Annotated in this window: 18 protein-coding genes and 1 pseudogene; 7 read left to right on the top strand and 12 right to left on the bottom strand. The window is 72.5% G+C overall.

The window, feature by feature from the left end; all coding sequences use genetic code 11:
* The first annotated feature begins 21 nt into the window (after positions 1-21).
* The gene (locus ACZ4Z3_RS36160; protein ID WP_468505022.1) at positions 22-1,239 is read left to right on the top strand and encodes a pyridoxal phosphate-dependent aminotransferase; all 1,218 of its coding nucleotides are present in this window, start codon (positions 22-24) and stop codon (positions 1,237-1,239) included.
* A gap of 468 nt (positions 1,240-1,707) precedes the next feature.
* Here the strand turns inward: ACZ4Z3_RS36160 and ACZ4Z3_RS36155 are convergent, their stop codons facing one another.
* The gene (locus ACZ4Z3_RS36155; RefSeq protein ID WP_468505021.1) at positions 1,708-2,238 is read right to left on the bottom strand and encodes a YbjN domain-containing protein; all 531 of its coding nucleotides are present in this window, start codon (positions 2,236-2,238) and stop codon (positions 1,708-1,710) included.
* 117 nt (positions 2,239-2,355) lie between these two features.
* Positions 2,356-4,977 carry an ATP-dependent chaperone ClpB gene (clpB, locus tag ACZ4Z3_RS36150; protein WP_468505020.1) on the bottom strand — a complete coding sequence of 874 codons (2,622 nt, stop codon included), beginning with the start codon at positions 4,975-4,977 and terminating at the stop codon, positions 2,356-2,358.
* 117 nt (positions 4,978-5,094) lie between these two features.
* On the opposite strand from clpB, the gene ACZ4Z3_RS36145 reads away from it, so the two are divergent.
* The gene (locus ACZ4Z3_RS36145) at positions 5,095-5,508 is read left to right on the top strand and encodes a pyridoxamine 5'-phosphate oxidase family protein (protein ID WP_468505019.1); all 414 of its coding nucleotides are present in this window, start codon (positions 5,095-5,097) and stop codon (positions 5,506-5,508) included.
* Between the two features lie 172 nt (positions 5,509-5,680).
* Here the strand turns inward: ACZ4Z3_RS36145 and ACZ4Z3_RS36140 are convergent, their stop codons facing one another.
* Entirely contained in the window at positions 5,681-6,016 is a 336-nt protein-coding gene (locus ACZ4Z3_RS36140; protein ID WP_055541192.1) for a Rieske (2Fe-2S) protein, read from the bottom strand.
* A gap of 309 nt (positions 6,017-6,325) precedes the next feature.
* On the opposite strand from ACZ4Z3_RS36140, the gene ACZ4Z3_RS36135 reads away from it, so the two are divergent.
* On the top strand, positions 6,326-7,345 hold the full coding sequence (locus ACZ4Z3_RS36135) for a helix-turn-helix transcriptional regulator (RefSeq protein WP_468505018.1): 1,020 nt from the start codon (positions 6,326-6,328) through the stop codon (positions 7,343-7,345).
* On the opposite strand, the gene ACZ4Z3_RS36130 is transcribed toward ACZ4Z3_RS36135, so the two are convergent.
* Positions 7,299-8,411, bottom strand: coding sequence for a helix-turn-helix transcriptional regulator (locus tag ACZ4Z3_RS36130; protein WP_468505017.1), 1,113 nt, complete (start codon positions 8,409-8,411; stop codon positions 7,299-7,301). The genes ACZ4Z3_RS36135 and ACZ4Z3_RS36130 overlap by 47 nt on opposite strands.
* A gap of 437 nt (positions 8,412-8,848) precedes the next feature.
* On the opposite strand from ACZ4Z3_RS36130, the gene ACZ4Z3_RS36125 reads away from it, so the two are divergent.
* From ACZ4Z3_RS36125 to ACZ4Z3_RS36115, 3 genes are read left to right on the top strand one after another with little or no spacing between them, the layout of a single operon-like run.
* Positions 8,849-10,390: a circularly permuted type 2 ATP-grasp protein gene (locus ACZ4Z3_RS36125; protein ID WP_468505016.1), complete on the top strand. Its 1,542-nt coding sequence runs from the start codon at positions 8,849-8,851 to the stop codon at positions 10,388-10,390.
* Positions 10,387-11,322: an alpha-E domain-containing protein gene (locus ACZ4Z3_RS36120; RefSeq protein WP_055538970.1), complete on the top strand. Its 936-nt coding sequence runs from the start codon at positions 10,387-10,389 to the stop codon at positions 11,320-11,322. The genes ACZ4Z3_RS36125 and ACZ4Z3_RS36120 overlap by 4 nt, the downstream gene beginning before the upstream one ends.
* Positions 11,323-11,327: 5 nt before the next feature.
* Positions 11,328-12,194: a transglutaminase family protein gene (locus ACZ4Z3_RS36115; RefSeq protein WP_468505091.1), complete on the top strand. Its 867-nt coding sequence runs from the start codon at positions 11,328-11,330 to the stop codon at positions 12,192-12,194.
* On the opposite strand, the gene ACZ4Z3_RS36110 is transcribed toward ACZ4Z3_RS36115, so the two are convergent.
* From ACZ4Z3_RS36110 to ACZ4Z3_RS36095, 4 genes and pseudogenes are all read right to left on the bottom strand, one after another.
* Positions 12,178-12,984: a hypothetical protein gene (locus ACZ4Z3_RS36110; RefSeq protein WP_468505015.1), complete on the bottom strand. Its 807-nt coding sequence runs from the start codon at positions 12,982-12,984 to the stop codon at positions 12,178-12,180. The genes ACZ4Z3_RS36115 and ACZ4Z3_RS36110 overlap by 17 nt on opposite strands.
* Positions 12,985-13,271: 287 nt before the next feature.
* Positions 13,272-14,423, bottom strand: coding sequence for a sugar ABC transporter substrate-binding protein (locus tag ACZ4Z3_RS36105; RefSeq protein ID WP_468505014.1), 1,152 nt, complete (start codon positions 14,421-14,423; stop codon positions 13,272-13,274).
* Positions 14,424-15,309: 886 nt separating this feature from the next.
* Positions 15,310-15,816, bottom strand: a complete 507-nt coding sequence (locus tag ACZ4Z3_RS36100) for a hypothetical protein (protein ID WP_468505013.1) — start codon at positions 15,814-15,816, stop codon at positions 15,310-15,312.
* 267 nt (positions 15,817-16,083) lie between these two features.
* Positions 16,084-16,278 (bottom strand): annotated as a pseudogene (locus ACZ4Z3_RS36095) (IS200/IS605 family accessory protein TnpB-related protein); the annotation flags it as partial.
* 322 nt (positions 16,279-16,600) lie between these two features.
* Between ACZ4Z3_RS36095 and ACZ4Z3_RS36090 the strand changes: the two are divergent.
* A complete protein-coding gene (locus ACZ4Z3_RS36090) occupies positions 16,601-17,215 on the top strand; it encodes a PA14 domain-containing protein (RefSeq protein ID WP_468505012.1) in 615 nt (204 codons plus the stop codon).
* On the opposite strand, the gene lxmJ is transcribed toward ACZ4Z3_RS36090, so the two are convergent.
* From lxmJ to ACZ4Z3_RS36070, 4 genes are read right to left on the bottom strand one after another with little or no spacing between them, the layout of a single operon-like run.
* A complete protein-coding gene (gene lxmJ, locus ACZ4Z3_RS36085) occupies positions 17,193-18,308 on the bottom strand; it encodes a F420-dependent peptide dehydroalanine reductase LxmJ (RefSeq protein ID WP_468505011.1) in 1,116 nt (371 codons plus the stop codon). The two genes, ACZ4Z3_RS36090 and lxmJ, sit on opposite strands and share 23 nt — an antisense overlap.
* An 8-nt stretch (positions 18,309-18,316) precedes the next feature.
* Positions 18,317-19,549 (bottom strand): M16 family metallopeptidase, encoded by a 1,233-nt coding sequence (locus tag ACZ4Z3_RS36080; RefSeq protein WP_468505010.1) that lies wholly within the window; start codon positions 19,547-19,549, stop codon positions 18,317-18,319.
* On the bottom strand, positions 19,546-20,775 hold the full coding sequence (locus tag ACZ4Z3_RS36075) for a M16 family metallopeptidase (RefSeq protein ID WP_468505009.1): 1,230 nt from the start codon (positions 20,773-20,775) through the stop codon (positions 19,546-19,548). Before ACZ4Z3_RS36075 ends, ACZ4Z3_RS36080 begins: the two co-directional genes overlap by 4 nt.
* Positions 20,772-21,629 carry a class I SAM-dependent methyltransferase gene (locus ACZ4Z3_RS36070; RefSeq protein WP_468505008.1) on the bottom strand — a complete coding sequence of 286 codons (858 nt, stop codon included), beginning with the start codon at positions 21,627-21,629 and terminating at the stop codon, positions 20,772-20,774. Before ACZ4Z3_RS36070 ends, ACZ4Z3_RS36075 begins: the two co-directional genes overlap by 4 nt.
* Position 21,630: the final 1 nt, after the last annotated feature.

The following is a 21,630-nucleotide window of genomic DNA, read 5'->3' as shown; positions in this document are numbered from 1 at the left end:
ACTCCAGAGGTTGGGCGGAGGATGACGGCCATGACCTCCAGCGCACGCCCCGCAGACCCCGCCGGTACCGCTGCCCGGCCCCCGCTCAACCGGCGGCTCGCCGAGTTCGGGACGACGATCTTCGCGGAGATGTCCGCGCTCGCCCTGCGGACGGGCTCGATCAACCTGGGTCAGGGTTTCCCCGACACCGACGGCCCCGAGGAGATCCGCGAGGCCGCCGTACGGGCGCTGCGGGACGGGCTCGGCAACCAGTATCCGCCGGGTCCCGGCGTCCCGGAGCTGCGTGCCGCGGTCACCGCGCACCAGCTGCGGCGGTACGGGCTGACGTTCGACCCGGACACGGAGGTGCTGGTCACGGCGGGCGCCACGGAGGCGATCGCGGCGGCCCTGCTGGGGCTGCTGGAGCCGGGTGACGAGGTGGTCGCCCTGGAGCCGTACTACGACTCGTACGCGGCCTGTATCGCGATGGCGGGCGGGCGGCGGGTCCCCGTGACGCTGCGGCCGCACGAGGGACGTTTCCGGCTGGACCTCGACGAACTGCGGGCCGCCGTCACCGACCGGACCCGGCTGCTGCTGATCAACACCCCGCACAATCCGACGGGCACGGTCCTCACCCGTGCGGAGCTGACGGCGATCGCGGAGCTGGCCGTCGAGCGGGATCTGCTGGTGGTGACGGACGAGGTGTACGAGCACCTCGTCTTCGACGACGCCCAGCACCTGCCGCTGGCGACCTTCCCGGGAATGCGGGACCGGACGGTCACCATCGGGTCGGCGGGCAAGACGTTCTCGTTCACCGGGTGGAAGGTGGGCTGGGTGACGGCGGCGCCCGCGCTGGTGTCGGCCGTGCGCGCGGCGAAGCAGTATCTGACGTATGTGGCGTCCGGGCCGTTCCAGTACGCCGTCGCCGAGGCCCTCGCGCTGCCGGAGTCCTACTTCGACGCGTTCCGCGCGGACATGCGGGCCAAGCGGGACGTGCTGGCGGCGGGGCTCGCGGACGCCGGGTTCGAGGTGTTCCGGACGGCGGGCACGTACTTCATCACCACCGACATCCGCCCCCTCGGCGAGAGCGACGGCTTCGCGTTCTGCCGGGCCCTGCCCGAGCGGGCCGGGGTCGTCGCCATCCCGAACGCGGTCTTCTACGACCACCGCGAGGCGGGAGCGCCGTTCGTGCGGTTCGCGTTCTGCAAGCGCATCGATGTCCTCGCCGAGGCCACCAAGCGCCTGCGGCGCCTTACGTGACCCACCGCGCTCTCGCCTTCCTTCGCCGTCCCCTGACGGCCAGGTGCGTTCTATGCGGTCGTGCCGCACGGCGTAGGCCACCGGACCGCCTTTCTCGACCGCCCGGTGGACCGTGCCCCGCCCTGCCCACCGACGGCGGAATCACCGCGTCCGGCGGCGTGTGAGGCCAACCGCCAGGGTGGCGGTACACATGGTTCCCGTGTGACCTCTGCCCACCCACTCGCCCCACCCGCTCCGCCGACCCCACTCGCCGGGAGGCGGCCGACGGGGCCGGGGCGCCCGGCGTACGCGGCCGGCGTTCCCGCTGCCGCTCCCCCTGGCGCTCGCCCTCGCCCGTACGGCGAGAGCCCGGCCCTGGCACGCCACCGTGGTGGTCACCGCCCTGGCCGGGCTCTCCTCTGCCTACGGGGCGTACCTGGTGGTGATCAACCGGGTGCCGCTCTGAATGCGCTGGCCCTGAGGGAAGGACTACTCGTCGTCGCTCTCGGGCTTCTCGGACTCGTCGATGTCCTCGGCGAGGCCGAGCTGTTCGACGAGCCACTTGTCGAACTCGATGGCGGCGCGGACCCAGCTGACGGTCGAGGAGACGAAGTGCTCCAGGCTGACGCCGGTGCCGATCAGGAGCTGGGCCTCACCGATGAGACGGACCGTGCCGTCGTCGTGGGTGTGGCTGTAGACCTTGGGCCACAGGGTGCGGCGGTTCCAGTCGTCGATGGTCTCCAGCAGGGCCTGCTTCTCGGTGATCTGGTGCGGACGGTCGTAGAACGTGCGCACCGAGAAGACCTGCTGGTCGCCCTCGCCCCGGAACATGAAGTAGGTGCGGAACTCCTCCCACGGCGCCGCGAGGTCACCCTCGTCGTCGACGACGTACTTGAGCTCCATCTGGTCGAGGAGCTGCTTCACGAGGTCCTGATCCGGCACCACGGGGCCCGGCGGGGGGCCGGGCTGCGGCTCGGGCTGGCCCCCGAAGTTCGGAATCGAGGACGGGTCGATGGACATACTTGGACACTCCAACTGTCGTCTGGCTCGTCCGGCCGTCGCTGAGACCAGACGTCACGACCCACCCTCTCTCCCTTGCCCCCCACGCGGCAACCTGCCTCATCGGGCAGTCGTGAACTACAGGGTCTTTCCGGTCGCCGGACCCACGATCAGCCCATCGCCGAAGGCGTCGACGCGGACCGTGTCGCCGTCCTTGACCTCGCCGGCCAGGATCTCCTTGGCGAGGCGGTCGCCGATCGCGGTCTGCACGAGGCGGCGCAGCGGGCGGGCGCCGTACGCCGGGTCGTTGCCCTCGTCGGCGAGCCACGCGAGAGCCGCCGGGGTGACCTCCAGGGTGAGGCGGCGCTCGGCGAGCCGCTTGGCGAGGCGGTCGATCTGGAGGCCCGCGATCCGCTCCAGCTCCGCCTTGTTCAGGGCGGAGAAGACCACGAGGTCGTCGAGGCGGTTGAGGAACTCCGGCTTGAACGAGGCCCGGACCACCTCCAGGACCTGCTCCTTCTTCTCCGCCTCGCTGGTGACCGGGTCGACCAGGAACTGGCTGCCCAGGTTGGAGGTGAGGATCAGGATGGTGTTGCGGAAGTCGACCGTCCGGCCCTGTCCGTCGGTGAGGCGGCCGTCGTCCAGCACCTGGAGCAGGATGTCGAAGACCTCGGGGTGGGCCTTCTCCACCTCGTCCAGCAGCACCACGCTGTACGGGCGGCGGCGCACGGCCTCGGTGAGCTGGCCGCCCTCCTCGTAGCCGACGTAGCCGGGCGGGGCGCCGACCAGGCGGGCCACGCTGTGCTTCTCGCTGTACTCCGACATGTCGATGCGGACCATGGCCCGCTCGTCGTCGAAGAGGAAGTCGGCGAGGGCCTTCGCCAGCTCGGTCTTGCCGACGCCGGTCGGGCCGAGGAAGAGGAACGAACCGGTCGGGCGGTCCGGGTCGGCGATGCCCGCCCGGGAGCGCCGTACGGCGTCGGACACGGCGCGGACGGCCTCGGTCTGGCCGATGAGGCGGCGGCCCAGCTCCTCCTCCATACGGAGCAGCTTCTGGGTCTCGCCCTCCAGGAGGCGCCCGGCGGGGATGCCGGTCCAGGAGGCGACGACGTCGGCGATGTCGTCGGCGCCGACCTCGTCCTTGACCATGGTGTCCTTGGCGCCCCCGCCGGAGGCGGAAGATGTCAACGCCTCCTCCGCCTCGGAGGCGGCCTCCAGGGCCTTCTCCAGGGTGGGAATCTCGCCGTACAGGAGCTTGGAGGCGGTGTCGAAGTCGCCGTCGCGTTGGGCGCGCTCCGCCTGGCCGCGCAGGTCGTCGAGCTTCTCCTTCAGCTCGCCGACGCGGTTGAGGGACTGCTTCTCCTTCTCCCAGCGGGCGTTCAGGCCGCGCAGCTCCTCCTCCTTGTCGGCGAGGTCGCGGCGGAGCCGTTCGAGGCGCTCGCGGGAGGCGGCGTCGGTCTCCTTGTCGAGCGCCAGCTCCTCCATCTTGAGCCGGTCCACGGCGCGCTGGAGCTCGTCGATCTCGACGGGCGAGGAGTCGATCTCCATGCGCAGCCGGGAGGCGGACTCGTCGACGAGGTCGATGGCCTTGTCGGGCAGGAAGCGGGAGGTGATGTACCGGTCGGAGAGGGTGGCGGCGGCGACCAGGGCCGCGTCGGCGATCTGGACCTTGTGGTGGGCCTCGTAGCGGCCCTTGAGTCCGCGCAGGATCGCGATGGTGTCCTCGACGGTGGGCTCGGAGACGAGGACCTGCTGGAAGCGGCGCTCCAGCGCCGGGTCCTTCTCGATGCGCTCGCGGTACTCGTCGAGGGTGGTGGCGCCGACCATGCGCAGCTCACCACGGGCCAGCATCGGCTTCAGCATGTTGCCGGCGTCCATCGCGGAGTCACCACCGGCGCCCGCGCCGACGACGGTGTGCAGCTCGTCGATGAAGGTGATGATCTGCCCGTCGGAGTCCTTGATCTCGGCGAGGACGGTCTTCAGCCGCTCCTCGAACTCACCGCGGTACTTCGCGCCGGCGACCATCGCGCCGAGGTCGAGCGCGACGAGCCGCTTGTCCTTCAGCGACTCGGGCACGTCGCCCTTGACGATCCGCTGGGCGAGGCCCTCGACGACGGCGGTCTTGCCGACGCCGGGCTCACCGATGAGGACCGGGTTGTTCTTCGTACGGCGGGACAGGACCTGGACGACCCGGCGGATCTCCTGGTCCCGGCCGATGACGGGGTCGAGCTTGCCCTCCCGCGCGGCGGCGGTGAAGTCCGTACCGAACTTCTCCAGCGCTTTGTACTGCCCCTCCGGATCGGCTGTGGTCACCCGGCGTCCTCCCCTGGCCTTCTGGAACGCCTCCAGAAGCTTCTCGGCGTTCGCACCCTGCCGGGAGAGTACGTCCCCGGCCTGGCCGCCCTTGGCGGCGATCCCGATCAGGAGGTGCTCGGTGGAGACGTACTCGTCGCCCAGGTCCCTGGCCCGGGACTGGGCGTCGGCGACCACGGCGAGCAGCTCGCGGTTGGGCTGGGGCGGCGACACGGTGGACCCGGTCACGCTGGGCAGGCCCGCGAGGGCCTTCTCCGCGCCGGCGCGGACGGCCGCCTGGTCGGCGTCGACGGCGGCGAGCAGGTCGGTGATGTTCTCGTTGTCCTGGCCCTGGAGCAGAGCCAGCAGCAAATGGGCGGGGGTGAAGTCCGGGTGCCCCTCGGACACGGCCCGGCTGCTGGCCGCGTTGATCGCGTCCCGGCTCCTGTTGGTCAGCTCGGCGTCCACGTTCGCGTTCTCCTCCTTGTGTCAGCCCTCATCCACGCTGACTTGAGCAACGTACACAAAGTTGAGTCTATTCCACTCAAGGCGGTGGGTGGGAGACGAGCCGATAGGTTGCGGTTCATGGCCTCCTATTCCCTGGACCCGGGTGCCCCGGACGAGACGTACCTCGCCTTCTGGCGGGAGCGGCACCTGTGCACCCTGACGACCCTCCGCCCGGACGGCACACCGCACGTGGTGCCCGTCGGGGTGACATACGACCCGGAGGCGGGTCTGGCTCGGGTGATCACCAACAAGTCGAGCAGGAAGGTGCGGCACGTCCTGGCGGCGGGCCCGGACGGGGCCGCGGTCGCGGTGTGCCAGGTGGACGGCGGGCGCTGGGCCACGCTGGAGGGGCGCGCACGGGTGTCCACGGAGCCGGAGCGGATCGCGGACGCGGTGCGGCGGTACGCGGAGCGGTACGGCAGGACGCCGGGGCCGAACCCGGACCGGGTGGTCATCGAGATCGAACTGACGGCGGCGCTCGGGCGGGGCTGACCGCCGCCCCGGCCACGGCTGATCATTTCCGGCCACGGCGGCCGTGCGGTCACATCGGCGGGAATCCCGAAATATCCCCGGAAACCTGCAGCGGCGTCACCGTGTTCAGGTCACGGTGACGCCGCTGCTGGGGGGAAGCGCCTGAGCGATTTGAAACGACGGGGGAATCGCTTCAGGCACTGCGGGGGGTGGCTGATACGGCCGAGGAGGCCGGGGTCTCCGGTTCGGTGAGCTGGTGGTCGCGCTGGTCGAGATTGACGAAGATCATCCCGTATCGGACGGCGCACCGTACGGGCTGCGGCGCGCCGCGCGGTCGCCGCAGACATCGGTACGCCCGGATGTCCTCGTCCTCGTCCCGTGTCACCACCACCGGCTCACCGAACACGGTCACCATCAACGAGTCACCGCTGTGGGGGATGGCGGTGGCCAGGTCGATGAAGTGCCAACCGGATCGGTAGGCGGTGGCCATTTCTCGGCGGAAGGATCGGTCGTCGGGTGGAGTCGTCATGTCAGGCCCTCGCACCGCCACCGGCCGGAGGCACCGGCCAACTGGTGTCCAAGGCTCGCGCCAGCGTCGTCGACTCCGCCACCGCCGGCCAACTGGTGTCCGCACGAGTGTCACGCTTCGTCTCGGAGAGGCCACCCAGCGCTCCGAAGGCGATAACGGTGGAGAAGGCGGCGACAAGCACCGAGCGAAGCATTCTCTTACGCATAGTCGGCTTCGTCCTCACTTGAAGGTCCCCTCTTCCCCCGTCGCATACGACGATGGCTCATTCGGGCACGTCATGGCCACATAATCGATGCATCATGTTCCTGCATGTTCAGGACCCTGGGGGGTGGAGATTTGAGTAAAAATCGGGCCAAGGCGGTACATCCCCATACGGTGGCTGATCTGTGCGACGACGGAGCTCGTCTCTATGCGCACGCGCTGCGGACCGGACGCCTGGCACGTGAGGACGTCGAACCCGCCCCCTGCCTCATGGAGTTCGCCCTCCTCCACCCCGATCCCGATGACGCGAACTGGCTCCGCCCGGTTCCCCCTTCGGTCGCTCTGGCCCAGCGGCTCAACCCGATCGAACGGGAGATCGCCGAGCAGCGGCGGCGGTCGATCGAACTCGCCGATGTCTTCGAACCGTTCATGACGCTCACCGCCCAGGCGACGACGCCCACGCACGCCATCACCGTGCTGGAGGGCGGCGAACGCATCCAGGCGGCGCTGAATCTGGCGACGGCCGAGTGCCGGACCGAGGTGCTCACGGTCCAGCCGAGCAACCGCATTTCCGAGCGCAACCTCCTCCAGGGCCTGGAGCGGGACAGGCCGTTGATCGAACGTGGTGTGCGCATCCGCACGCTGTACCAGCACACGGCCCGCTACAACCCCGAGAAGCTGGCCTACGTGGCCCAGCTGTCCAACGGCAAGGTGGAGTACCGCACCATCGACGAGCTGGTGGAGCGGCTCATCATCTGCGACGAGACGGTCGCCTTCATCCCCACCCGCGACGACCAGCAGGTCGCCCTGGAGCTCAGGCATCCGGGACTCGTGCGCTACCTCGTCAAGGTCTTCGAGTTCATGTGGGGCCGGGCCGTCCCCCTCACCGCGGGCGCCCCCTACGAGACCGCTCCCGACGGGATCAGCGAGATCCAGCACTCCATCGCCAAACTCCTCGTCGAGGGCCACGTCGACGAGGCCATCGCGCGGCGGCTCGGGATGAACGTGCGGACCTGCCGCGCGCACATCGCCAAGCTGGCCACGGCGCTCGGCAGCGGCAGCCGGGCACAGCTCGGCTACCTCATCGCGCAGTCGGGGATCCTGGAGCAGGAACAGCCGCTGCCCTAGGGCCCTTCTGACGGATCTCCGCCGGAGAAGGAGCGGCGGACGGGGCGGGCAGGGAGAGCCGGTCGTCCCCGGTCTCCGTGGCCGGCCGTTGTGGGCCGTCCAGTCCCACCTGGGCGATGCGGACGCCGAGTTGGGTGCGGCTGGCGGCGCCCAGGGTCTCGGAGAGGCGGGCGATGTGGGCGCGGCAGGTGCGGACGCTTATGCCGAGGCGTTCGGCGACGACCGCGTCCTGGTGGCCCTCCGCGAGGAGCGCGGCGATGGACCGCTCCCGGTGGGTGATGCCCGCGATGCCGGAGGACGGCAGCGGGGCGGTCAGCGGGATGCCGAGGCGCCAGAGCCGTTCGAAGACGGTGACCAGGTACTCCACCAGCGCGGGGTGGCGGATCTCCAGGGCCATGGTGCGGTCGGCGTTGGCGGGGATGAAGGCCACGGTGCGGTCGAAGACGATGAGGCGTTCCACGACCTCGTCGAGGGTGCGGGCCTCCGCCGCCTCGCCCATCATCTCCATGTAGTTGTGCAGGCCCTGCCCGTGCCGGGCCACATGCGTGTACAGGTCCCGCATACGTACGCCCCGCCGGCACATGGCGAGCGCCCGGTGCAGCCCCTCGCGCAGCTCGTCCTCCCGCCGGATGCCGCCCGGCTGCACGGTCATCACCTCGGTGGTGCAGCGGTCGGTGGCCTCGTCGATCGCCGCCCGGATCCGGGACAGCCCGTCGAGGACGCGGATCGCCGTGCCCTCCGCCGGCTGGCCCGGCCGTACGGCGCTGAGACCCGCGTACCACTCGACGGCCTCGACGGCCGCGCCCACCCGGGCCTGGCTGGCGCTGACCTCGGCGTGCACGCCGCGCAGCAGCCGGGTCATGACCTCCTGCGGGGAGGTGGGCACCAGCCAGCCCATGTCGTCGGGGTCGGGGTGCAGCAGGGCCAGTTCGACCAGACAGGGCACGGTCTCCGCGTCCTCGCGCGGGAGACGGCCCCGCCGTACCGCTCGCGCGTACACCCGGTCCCCGGCCTCGCAGAGCCGGTCGGCACCGTGGGGATGCCCGTCCGTCGCATGCCCGGCCATGACAACTCACCCCCGGCTCCAGCCTGTTCGCAGCGCAACTATGCGCGGCCCGCACCGCCTCCGCAACACGACGACACCGTCCCCCTGCCCCAAAGCACCCTTGTCTGCCCCACCTTGTCCACCCCTCAGGTATTACGCCTTGCAACAAGCTGAAGAAACGATGCCTGGAGGTCGCCTGGAGGGTCCGTGAAGACCGGGACGCGGCGGGGCCGGGGGGGGGCGGTCCGTCCGGCGGTCGCCCGTGCCCGCGCCGCACGGCCGGGCGCGCGGGTCGGTCGCGCGTGGTCCGCCGGTGTTTCGCGGGTGGTTCGCGCGGAGCGACTCCCCCGCGCGGACGTACTTCAAACCCTCCGTTTCCGCTGGTCGCGATCGTTCCCGCAAGATGGCGGAAACAGGAGCGTGATCAGCTTGCTACTGAGCGCACTTACCGTCAGGCCATGGCGGACATATTTGACGCGTACGCGTTGGCCGACGCGTGGGACGAGATGTTCGAGCGGCCGGGTGAGGTCAGGGCCGCCTACGAGCCGGTGCTGGCGGCGCTCCAGCCCATCGAACCGGCCGAACTGAGGTTCAGGGCGGACCAGATGGCCCGGGCGTTCACGGACCGGGGCGTCACCTACGCCTTCGCGGGCGAGGAGAGACCCTGGCCCCTCGATCTCGTGCCCAGGATCCTGGACGCCCTGGAGTGGGACCTCATCCAGCGCGGAGTCGCCCAGCGCGTCCGGGCGTTGGAGGCGTACCTCGCCGACGCCTACGGGCCGTGCCGGGCCTTCGAGGACGGGGTCGTGCCCTGGCGGCTGCTCCTCAACTCCCCCCACTTCCACCGGTCCGCGCACGGCGTGGAGCCGCCCGGCGGGGTCCGCATCCATGTCGCCGGCATCGACCTCGTCCGCGACGAGGCGGGCGCCTTCCGGGTGCTGGAGGACAACGTCCGGGTGCCGTCCGGCGTGTCGTACGTCATCGAGAACCGGCGGGCGATGACCCGCGTCTTCCCGTCCCTCTTCGCCGAACAGCACGTGCTGCCCGTCGACGGCTACGCGCAGAAACTGCTCGCCGCGCTCCGGGCGGCCGCGCCCGGCGGCATCGGGGACCCGCGGGTCGTGGTGCTCACGCCCGGCCCCAGCAATGCCGCCTACTTCGAACACGCGCTGCTCGCCCGGCTGATGGGCGTCCAGCTGGTCGAGGGGCACGACCTGGTGTGCCGGGGGAACCGGGTGTGGATGCGGACCACACGTGGGGAGATGCCCGTCCATGTCGTATACCGGCGGCTCGACGACGACTTCCTCGATCCACTCCACTTCCGGCCCGACTCGGTGATCGGCTGCCCCGGCGTCATGGGCGCCGCGATGGCGGGCAACGTGACGCTCGCCAACGCCGTCGGCAACGGCATCGCGGACGACAAGCTGCTCTACACATACGTACCCGACCTCATCCGGTACTACCTCGGTGAGGAACCGGTCCTGCCCAACGTGGAGTCGTACCGGCCCGACGAGCCGGGGCAGTTGGAGGCCGTGCTCGACCAGATCGACCAGCTCGTCGTCAAACCGGTCGACGGGGCCGGCGGACAGGGCATCGTCATCGGGCCCAAGGCCGACCGGGAGACGCTGGAACGCACCCGCGCGGCCGTCCTCGCCGATCCGCGCGGCTGGATCGCACAGCGGCCCGTCGCCCTGTCCACCTCCCCCACCCTCGCCGGGGAACGCATGGCACCCCGCCACATCGACCTGCGCCCCTTCGCCGTGAACGACGGCAGCGAGGTCTGGGTGCTGCCCGGCGGGCTGACCCGGGTCGCCCTCCAGGAGGGCAACCTCATCGTCAACTCCAGCCAGGGCGGCGGCTCCAAGGACACCTGGGTGCTCGCCGAGGGCCCCGCCGAACGGCCGCACGAGGAGGAGAGCGGCCCGCTGGAGAAGGCACCACGCCAGCTCGGACCCGACGGCACCCGCACAGTCGTGCAGGAAGGGGCGCAGCAGCAGTGAACGACGTGATCCTCTCCCGGATAGCCGAGGCCCTGACCTGGACCGGCCGCTACGTGGAGCGCGCCGACGCCACCGGCCGCATCCTCGACGCCTACCTCCACCGCCTCCTGGAGGACCCCTGGCGCGACGAGGACGCCGCCTGCCGCTCGCTGTACGCGATCCTCGGCGTCGACGCGCCCGACCAGCACTGCGACATGCGGCAGGTCCTGGACCGGCTGGCCTTCGACGCGCACTCCACCGGCAGCATCGAGGGGGCGCTCGGCGCCGCCCGGCTGAACGCCCGCAGTGCCCGCGAGGCGGTCTCCTCCGAGATGTGGGAGTGCCTCAACTCCACCTGGCACGCCCTCGCCGACCAGCGCACGGCCGCCCGCCGCACCGGCGGCCCGTACGCCTATCTGGAGCTGGTCCGCAGGCGCGCGGCCCTGTTCTTCGGTCTCGCCGACTCCACGATGAGCCGCGACGACAGCTGGCGGTTCGTGGTCCTCGGCCGCAGCCTGGAACGGGTCGACATGACCGTGCGGCTGCTGTCGGTACGGGTGCTGGACGCCGCGCACGCCCCCGACTGGCCGACCCTGCTGAGCGCGAGCGGCGCCGACGAGGCGTACGCGCGCCTGCACGGCGGCTTCGGCGACAGCCCCAAGGTCGCCGAGTTCCTGCTCCTCGACCGGGACTTCCCGCGCTCGGCGCTGCACGCGCTGACCACGGCCGAGGAATGCCTCGCCGCGCTCGGCCGCCCCCGCCAGGACCCGGCCCGCCGCCCGATCGGCGCGCTGCGCACCCACCTGGAATACCTGGACTCCGCGTCCCTGGAGGCCGGGCTGCCGACGCTGCTGCGGGACCTGCAACGGGCCTGCATGGCCTCGGCGGAGGCGGTGGCCGAGAAGTTCTTCCCGTACCAGGGGCCCGTCGAGTGGGCCCAGGAAGGCGCGTGAGCACGATGACCCCACCCTCCGCGACGCACGCCACCCGGCGCCTGCGCATCCGGCACACCACCCGTGTCCCGTACGCCCAGCCCGCGTCGTCGTCGCACAACGAGGTGCGGATGACGCCGCTGACCCTGCCGGGCCAGACCACCCTGGACGCGCGGGTGCTGGTCAACCCGTCGACGCCGACCTGGTCGTACTGGGACTACTGGGGCACCCAGGTCACCGGCTTCGACCTGATGGACCCGCACGGCGACCTGACCATCACCGCGTCCAGCCTGGTGGAGACGGCGCCGCCGGAGCCGCTCACCGACGCGCCGGACTGGGCGGAGGTCCACCGGGTGACCGCCGACTCCCGGCTGCTGGAGTACCTGACCGCGACCCGCCGCACCACGCTCCCGGCGGAGCTGGTCGAGCGGGCGCGGGAGACGGCCGCCGGGCTGGACGTGCACGAGACGGCGGTCGCCGTGTCGGCGATGGTGGCCGACCATGTGGCGTACGTGCCGGGCGCCACCGGTGTGCACACCAGCGCGGCGGAGGCGTGGGACCAGCGGGCCGGTGTCTGCCAGGACATCGCCCATCTCACCCTGGGGATGCTGCGCGGTCTCGGCCTGCCCGCCCGCTATGTCTCCGGCTATCTCCACCCCGAGCGCGAGGCGGAGCTGTACCGGCCCGTCGCGGGGCAGAGCCACGCCTGGATCGAGTACTGGGCGGGCGAGTGGGCCGGCTACGACCCCACGAACCGGGTGCGCGCCGACGAGTCCCATGTCGTCGTCGGGCGCGGCCGGGACTACGACGACGTCACCCCGCACAAGGGCATCTACCGGGGGGTGCCCGGGGGCCCGCCGGAGGTGACGATCGAGTTCACACGGGTGGCGTGAGCGGGACGGTCACTCGCGCTCGTAGTTCGTCAGCACACAGCCCGCCTCCGCCTCGACGCGGGTGTACGTGTCGGGGATCTCCAGGCCCGTCTCGGGGCGCCGCGTCGCCGGGGTCGCGCCCCAGCTTCCGTCCCTGGCCGTCGTAGACGGTGACCGTCGAGGTGGTCTTCTTCGCCGACAGCCCGTCCGACCCGGCGGTCCGCGACGTGCCGACGGCGACCGCGGGGGCGCCGTCGCGCCAACCGGTGAGCGTCACCGAGTCGGTGGCCGCCTTCAGGGAGGCGCGCGGCTTCCCGGTCCTCGTGTCCCGGAACTCCAGCGTCAGCGGCTGGGGCGCCTCGGAGAGGTGCAGCACGCGGTTGGGCCCCTGCGGGGCCGGTGAGCGGCGGTCGTCGCCCCAGGTGTCGGGCTCCAGGAAGGCCTCGGCGTCGTCGAAGTCCTTGAGGTAGGCGCCGCTCGCGTCCTTGGCGAACAGCAGGGTGCCGCCCAGGTCCAGCACACCGGGCGCCACGGGCCCGGCGGCCAGGCTCCACGCGGGCTTCGCGGCGAAGCCGGGGAGACGGGGGCCGTCGTGGGCGGGGGCGGTGGCGGTCGCGGTGGGGCGGTCGGTGGGCGCGGGCTTCTTGCCGCCGCCGTCCGGTTCACCGCCGTCGACCGCCGTGCAGGCGGTCAGGAGGGCGAGGGAGAGCGCCGGTGTGAGGGGTGGGGCGAGGGACGCGGGGGAGAGGGGCACCGACCGGGCTGCCGCTGTGCGCCGCCGCGCGACCGCGGGAGCGTCGTGGTGTGGCACCGCTGCGTGTGTTGTTCCCCCGGCGGCGGTGCGCGCGCAGCGCTCCGCCGGGTCCCCGTTGTGGTGAAGCATCCCGACAGTCGTCCCCCGTGATCACGACATGACAGGCCGAAACCCTGGACCATGGCGTGATCTTGGCGCGGGGACTGCACAGGATCTACGCAGGGCGACGGCGAGGGCGGGTGGCGGCAGCGAGGGCCGTTCCCGGCCTCTCGCCGCCGCTGACGTCGTTGTCCTCGTTGACGCCGCGTTCGCGTCGCTGACGTCGTTGTCGTGGCCGCTCGGTGCTAGTTCAGCTTGAGCGCGTCGCAGTCGGCCTTGTACTCGGCCGTGCAGATCTGCTTGACGGTGTAGATGCCGTCGGCGATGACCGTGTCCGCGATGTTCTTCCTGGTCAGCGCGACCGGCGGAACCAGCTGGGCGGGGATCTTCTTGGTGGTCGGGGAGTCGACGCTGTCCTTGGCGAGGGCGTCGAACTCGATGGAGCGGCCCTGGACCTTGGCGACGGCCATCTCGGCGGCGGCGTTCGCCTCCAGCGGGAACGACTTGTACACGGTCATGTACTGGTCGCCCGCGACGATCCGCTGCACCGCGTCCAGGTCGGCGTCCTGCCCGGTGACCGGCGGCACCTTGGAGACGCCGGCGGTCTTCAGGACGTCGATGACCGCACCCGCGATGCCGTCGTTGGCGGCGTAGACGGCGTCGATGTTGCCGGCGCCGAGCTTGGCGACGGCCTCCTCCATGTTCGCCTTCGCGGCGACCGGGTCCCAGTCCTTGGTGTCGTACGTCTCGGAGATCGTCACCTTGTCGCCGAGTTCGGAGAGGGCGCCCTCCTTGAACATGGCGGCGTTGGGGTCGGTGGTCGACCCGTTCATCATGACGATCTTGTTGGCGGCGCTGTCGCCCAGCTTCTCCACCAGGGAGCGGCCCTGCACCTGGCCGACCAGCTCGTTGTCGAAGGAGACGTAGCCGTCGATCGGGCCCTGGGCGAGGCGGTCGTAGGCGATGACCGGGATGCCGGCCTTGTCGGCGGTCTCGATGGCGCCCGCGATGCTCTTGGAGTCCACGGCGTCGACCACGATGATGTCGACCTTGTCGGTCACCATCCGCTCGAGCTGCTCGATCTGGGTCTCCGGGTCTTTGTCCGCGTTGGCGTACTGCACCGTCGCCTTGTTGTCGGTCAGTTCGCCGATCTTCTTCTTCATGATCGGGAGGTCGAACTGCTCGTAGCGCTTGGTCTCCTTGTCAGGGAAGAGAACGCCCACCGTGATGTCGTCGCCCTTCGTGGGGCTCGCCTCCGCGCTGCTGCCGACGTCCACGACCCCGCAGGCGGCGAGGGAGACGGCCGCGGCGGACGCCGCGAGGGCGGTGGCGGCGCGGTGCGAGGCGGTACGACGTACACGGCTGGTGCCGGTGGTGCTGGTGTTACGGGCGTTCACATCAAGGGCCTTCCGGGCGTGGGTCGGCACTGAGACCCAGGTGGCTGAAAGCCAACGCGCTGATCACCGCAGCGTCAAGGAGTAATCACTTAACGAGATGACAACAGCGTTGTGTGGTCTCGGTGTGAAGAGGGTAAAGCAAGGGCTCGCGCTGTCGCCGCGCGCCCTTCACGGCCTGCGGGGCGTGAGGCGGCGCGGGAAACGACACGCGCCGAACGGCGCCCGGCCCGGTGCCCGTTGACGCATCACGGGGGTCCGCGAGGGCGACCGCCGGGGCAGAGGTCCGAGGAGTGAGCAGGTCAGAGAGGGTGACAGGACTCACGAAGGCGGCGCGGACGCGGGCGGCCGGGCGGACACGGACATGTGGGAGAAGAACGGGACGATCACCACGTACGGCCACCCGCCACACCGCCCCTCGGACACCGGCGCGGGGACCGACGGGTGGCGGACGTCACTCGCCGGGACCGCCACGCCGGGCCGGGACCCGAAGATCGCCGACCCACCGGCCCCCTCACGACGCCCCGACCCCACGGTCACGGAGCGTCACGGTGGGGGTCACCGGGGGCGGGGGCCTGGGCGGGGGCCCAGGCTGGGGCCGGGGCCAAGACCGGGGCCGGGGCTGGGCCAGCGCCGAAGCCGGGGCTGGGCCAGCGCCGAAGCCGGGGCTGGGCCAGCGCCGAAGCCCGGGCCAAGGCCAGAGGCCAGGGCCAGGGCCCGGGGACAAGACCGGGCCCGTGGCCAGGTGCCGGGGCCCGGGGACAAGACCGGGGCTGGGGCCCGGGGCCTGAGCCAAGGCCGGGCCAGGTGCTGGGCCGAGGGCCGAGGCCGGGGCCAAGGCCGGGGACCTGGGCTCGGGCCGAGCCCCCCGGGGTCGGGGGCGGGGGGCTCAGCCGTCGGTCCACTTCCGGAGCAGCGCTTCGCGCTCCTCGCGGCGGGGGGTGCCCTCGGCGGCGTACGCGCGTCCCCAGTCCTCCAGGGGGGTGAGGTCCGCCGTGCCGTCGACGAGGCGGTTCAGGAGGGCGACGGAGAGGTCGTACTCGGACTCGACGTAGCCGCCGACGGCGGACGCCATGTACGCCTCCAGTTCGACGGTGGTCCCGTCGGCCGTCTCCAGGTGCACCTCGAAGGCCCCCGGGCTGCCACCGCCACCGGCCACGGCGCTGAGCGCGAGGTCGACGGCGGCGGTGACCACCAGCCGCCCGGCGGACCGGATCCGCACGTACCGCAGGGCGACCGACCGCAGGTCCGCCCACCGCCACTCGCCACCCTGGTCCACGCCGAGCCCCACGACGCCGTCCCGGGTCAGCCGCAGCCCCCGCCCGGCCCCCTCGGGCTCCGCCCCGACATACACCCCGCCGTCCTCGGCGATCCAGAACAGCCCGACCATGGCCATGAGTTGCCTCCCCAGAAGCGCAAGTGCCGCAGACGTATCGCCTGGTGAGACACCATCTGGGGCCGGATGGTTCAGCCGGAGGCGGCCGGTGGGCAACTTGCCGGGTCGAGCGTCGGTCCGGAGCCGACCGGTGACGGCCTCCGTGACGGCGAACCCCTTGGCCGGGCCCTCGGGAATGACGACCTCCGAGCCGTAGGGCCCACGGTGGATGTGGTCACAGCTCCGAAATCCATCAAGTACGCACTTGGCGGTGGGTGGCTACCGTTCCTAAAGACTGAGCGGGAGTGGGTCCTGTTGCCAGGACCCATGCTCAGCCGGACGCCCCGAACGGTGTTGGGTGTCCTGGTCGCCCGCTTTCGCTCCGCGTCCGGCGCGCACGGATCGTGTCCGTGGTCCGGGAACGCGGGGGCGGGGTCCCTCACGCCCCGGGACACCTGGTCGGGCCTGGACGGTCCGATGCCCCCGCACGACCTGACCCCCGCCCCCACCTCCGGCCGCCTGGGCCGCCTTCGGCCGACTTCGGCTGGCTTCCGACTTCGGCCGACCTCGGCCGGTCTCGGCATGCGGCCGCCCGTTCCCACCCCGAAGGGCATCCCCTACCCTCGCGCCCACGCGCTCAGCGTCCCAGCAGCCCCACCTGCGCTGTAGCGCCCCACACCCCCACGCCGAAGGTCATTCGTTCCGTGTCTGTGGGCCGAAAGGGCTGCGAGTGATGTCCGAGGGTTCTCGTTCCGCGTCCGGGAGGACGGGGCGTCGGTGGCGCCGGGGACGTCGTCAGCGGCGGGTGGGGGCCACCGCCGTGGCGGCGGTCATCGCCGCGGCGATGGGCGGGGTGTACGCGCTGACCGCCGAGGCGGCCGTGACCTGTGCGCCGTCCGTGTTCAAACGGCAGATGTTCGCGAATACGTCGTTCTCGGGTACGCCGCTGACGACGGACTGCGACAGCGCGATCGACCAGGACTGGGGCACGGACGCGCCCGCGCCGGGGCTGCCGGACGACCGCTTCGGCGTGCGGTGGAGCGTGACACGGGACTTCGGCTCCGGCGGTCGGTTCACCCTCGTCGCGTCGGGGCGGGACGGCGGCGTCCGCGTGTACGTGGACGGCCGGTTGCGGATCGACCTCCGAGGTGATGTCCCCGGCGACGTCCCGACGCCGGGCGCGACGGCAGTCCCGACACCCATCTCGACGTACGGCCCGACGCCGGTCTCGACGTACGGCCCGACGCCGGTCTCGTCGTACGGCCCGGTGCCCGTCTCGCAGAGCGTCGACCTCACCATCCCGTCCGGACGGCACACCCTGCGGGTCGACTACGTCAACCGGAGCGGCGCCGCCGAGGTCGCGTTCACGGCGGTACCGCTGTCCCGTGCGGGGACCGTCACCCCGCCGTCGCCGCGATGATCTCCTCCATGTCGTCCACCGCCGCGTGCACGCCCTCCGTGAGGAGGACGGCGGTGGGGTTGAGGAGGATCTCGTCGACACCGGCGGCCCGGTAGCGGGCCAGGGTCGCGGCGATCTCCTCCGGTGTGCCGGTGACGACGACGTCGGCGCGGAGCAACTCGGCGGCGGGATCCGGGCCGTCGGTGTCCACGCCGGCGCGGCGGAGCATGTCCGCGTAGTGCGGGGCGCCCAGGTGCGCGCCCGCGGCGACCCGGGCCAGATGGCGCGGGTCGCGGCCCGGCCGGGTGACGGCGACGTGCACGGCCGTCGCGATCCGGGGCCGCCCGGCACGCCCCGACTCGGCCGCGCCCGCGGTCAGTTGGGGGACGAGCACGTCCCGTACGTACGCCGGCGGGGTCATCCAGGTGATCGCCACGTCCGCCGTCGCGCCCGCCGTGCGCGCCATGCCGGGCCGGAGCACCCCGGCCCCCACCTCCACCGGCGCGTGCGGCCCGACCGGCGGCAGTTCGGCGTGCAGCCGGTGGTACGGGCCGTCGTACGCCACGCTCTCGCCGTCCAGCAGGGCCCGTACGGAGCGGACGTAGTCGCCGACCGCGGTACGGGGGCTGCGGTACGGCTCCGGTGCGAGGCCCTTCGCGAAGTCGGGTGTGCCGATGCCGTACCCGGCCACCACCGGCCGCCCGGTGAGCAGCGCCAGCGAACGGGCCTGGAGCGCCGCCTCGTACGGGTGCCGCAGCGGCAGCAACGTCACCGCGGTGCCCACCGGCACGGTGTGGCCCATCCCGGCCAGATGGGCCAGCATCTGGTGGGGTTCGGCACGGAAGGACTGGCAGAGCCACAGGCGCCGTGCCCCGGTGCGGGCCACGGACGCGGCGAACGGGGCGACGAGTTCGGGGTGGTCGGGCTGGAGGGGGTAGAGGACGGCGGGCAGGTCGCGCGCCGCCCCGTCGTCGTTCGCGCCGGTCGGCCGGGGGTCCGCACTCGCCGACTCGGGGTCAGCCGCAGTCGGCGCGGGCGCCGTACTCGTCGGCCGGCCTTCCGTGCCGGTCGGCCGGGGTTCCGTGCCGGTCGGCCGGGGTTCCGTGGTGGTCATCGGGGTCCTCACGAAGGGCGGTGGTCGAGGGTGGCCACGAGGGTGCGGGACGGGTCGAGGTAGTGGGCGGCGGCCTCGGTGACACGGTCGTCGGTCACCTCGGCGAGGGCGTCCGGGTAGGTGGTCAGCCAGTCCACGGGCAGCCCGCCCGCCACGAAGCCGGCCAGGGCGCTCGCCTCCTCCGCGCGGGTGGCCAGCGCGAACCGGGTGAACCCGGCCGCGTAACGGCGGGCCCGCCGCACCTCCTCGGGGGTCGGGCCGTCCTGGGCCAACTCCGCGAGGCAGGCGGTGACCTCGTCGGCGAGCCGGTCACCCGTGCCGGGGGCGCCGACGCAGTCGATCTCCAGCCAGCAGCCCGCCCCGTTCTGCCGGATGCTCGCGTCGACCGCGTACGCCAGACCGTGGCGTTCCCGCAGCCGCCGGGTCAGCCGGGAGGTGGCTTGGCCGCCGAGGACGACCTGGGCGAGGTGGAGCGCGGTGTGTCCCGGCTCGGGCGCCGGGATCGCGGGGCCGGCGGTCAGGAGCAGCGCCTGGTCGGCCTCCGGGGCGTGCAGGGCGAGGCGTCCGGGGGTGGGTTCGGTGCGCGGGAAGGGCGGCAGGACGAGGCCCGACGGTCCCGCGCCGGTCCACTCCCCCAACTCGGCGTCCACCGCGGCCTGTACACGCTCGGGTGCCTCCCCGCTCATCACCAGCAGCACGGCACCCCGCGGGACCACGGCCCGGCGGTGGAGCGCGCGGACGTCCAGGGCGGCAGCCCCGTCCGGGGTGTCGTCGACCAGGGGGTGCGGCCCGCCGAAGGCGTGGCGCAGCTGGGCTCGGCGCAGTGTCGTACGGGGGCCCGCCGGGCGGGGCGCGGGCGTGGGCCCCCGGTGACCGTCCCGCGCGATCGTCGACGTCGACGGGAGGGCGGGGCGCAGCACCAGGTCCGCGAGGAGTTCGAGCGCGTCCCGCAGCCCCTCCGCCAGCACACTCGCCGACAGCACCAGTTGCTCGGCGGTCACCACCGTGCTGAACTCCCCGCCGAGGTCGGCGGCCCGGTCCGCCACGGCCCGCCGGTCACGGGTCGTCGTCGCCGTCCCGAGGTGCGCGGCGAGCAGCTCCTGGGCGGCGGCGAGTCCGGGTTCGGTCCGGGCGTACGGCAGCACGAGCCGGATCTCGGCGAGCGGGGCGCCCGGCACGGTCACGAGGACGGTGTCCAGGCCGTTGGGGAGGACCGTGCGGAAGGTCTCGGCCGTCCTCATGCGGCGGCTCCTTCCAGCGTGTGAACCGTTCTGGGCGCGGACAGCAGGGCCCGCGCGGCGGTCGACACGTCGGCCGGGGTGACGGCGGCGAGGTGCGCCGGGAGCGCGTCCGGGGTGGCGTGCGGGAGGAGCAGGGCGGCGCGGGCGTGGGTGACGGCGCGGGCCGGGAGGGAGTCGGACTGCCGGTGGCATCCGGCGCGCAGCACGCGTGCCGCCCGCCGCAGTTCCGTCTCCCCCGGCGGGGTGGCGGCCAGCTCGCCGAGCGCCTCCAGCCACCGCCCGACGGCCTCCTCCGTACCGGCCCCCGGCACCCGGCCGAGCAGCACGAGCGCGAGGTCGGGAGCGGCGGAGGCCAGCCACTGGCCCTGGTAGCCGCACTGCACGGTCGCCGCGGCCACCTCCGGTGCCCTGGCCACGAGGTGCGGCAGGCGGCTCCGGCGAAGCAGTTCGCAGAGGACGACCTGGGCGACGTACAGCCGGAAGTCGCCCCGTGGATCGGCCAGCGCGTGCCCGACGGCCACACCGTCACGGGCGTACGGGATGGGCGCGCCGAGGGTGGGCCGGTGCGGGGAGGGGACGTGTCCGGAGGGGAGGTGGGGGGCGGTCGGCAGCCCCGGGGCCCACGCCCCGAACTCCCGCTCCACCAGCGCCGCCACCCGCTCCGCGTCCACATCACCCACGACCGACAGCACCGCCCGCTCGGGCCGGTAGTGGGCCCGGAAGAAGGACTCGGTCTCCTCCGCCGTCACACGGGTCAGTTCGGCCGTCGTGCCGTAGGCGTGCCGGGCGCCCGGGTGGAGGGCGGCCAGGACCGTGTCCCAGAGGCGGGCACCGGCCCCGGCCGCGCGGATCTCCTCGGCGATGACGGCCCTCTCGGAGCGCACGGTGGCGGGCGCGGGCCGGAAGCGGAGGAGCCGCCGGGCCTCCAGGGCCAGTACGTCGGGCAGGGCGTCGGCCGGGACGACGGTGTGGAGGACGGTGTGGTCGCGATGGGTCTCGGCGTTGCACATCCCGCCGGCCTCCTGCACGAGAGCGAGGAAACCGGTGTCCCCCTCAGTGGTGGCTCCGTCGCCGTGTCCGTCGCCACGGGGGAACATCAGGTGCTCCACCAGGTGGGCCATCCCGTGGCGTCCCGGCGGGTCGTCGTCGCCGCCCGCCGCCACGGTGAGGGCGACCGCCACGAGACCTCGGCCGGGGGTCTCCTCGGTGACCAGCCGGAGGCTCACCGCAGCGGCCGGTACACGGAGACGCACATCTTCCGGCTGTCGCCGCCGTCGAAGGGCTGCTCGCGCCAGCCGGAGTAGCGGGCGGAGAGTTCCAGACGGGCGATGCCGGCGAGCAGGTCGAGCTCGCTCGGCCACAGGTAACGCATCACCGTCGTCGCCGACTTGGGGGCCTCGCCGTCGAGGAACAGCGTGTTGTGGATCATCATGTTCTGCGAGGCGGGCAGCACGCCGATGGACTCGATCATCGCGCCGCGCCCGTCGATCGGGTACGTGCTGATCTCGTTCTTCTTCTGCACGTGGTAGTCACTGGGGTCGAACGTCTCGATGACCACGTGCCCGTCGGGCGCCGTGTGCCGGGCGACCGCGTGCATCAGGGCGATCTGCTCGTCCGGGGCCACCGCGCAGCACAGGGAGTTGAAGGGCGCGAGGACGACGTCGAAGGTGCGGCCCAGGTCGAGGGTGGCGAAGTCGGCGTGGACGGGGGTGATCCGGCCCTCGTGGTCCTTGTGCGCCAGCCGGGCCAGCATGCCCCCGGAGGAGTCGACGCCGTGCACCCGGAAGCCCTTGTCGGCGAGCGGCAGGGCGACCCGGCCGGTGCCGACGCCGAGTTCGAGGACGCTCGCGCCGGGCCCGGTGAGGGTGAGGAGGAAGTCGGCGATGTCCTCCAGATCGGGGGTGGCCGGGTAGATCTCGTCGTAGACCTCGGCGAGCGCGTCGCTGTACGCGGTGGTCAGGGCGGTGCCGAGCCCGGCACCGGTCTCGACGGCCGCGGTGTCGGTGTCGGCCGGGCCGGTCGCCAGGGTCTCTTCGATCGCCAGGGGCTCTTCGGTTGCCAGGGACTCTTCGGTTGCCACG

It is taken from the genome of Streptomyces sp. NPDC030296 (assembly GCF_055572815.1).
Note: the sequence above shows the minus strand (reverse complement) of the source record. Positions and strands in the feature narration are given on the sequence as shown.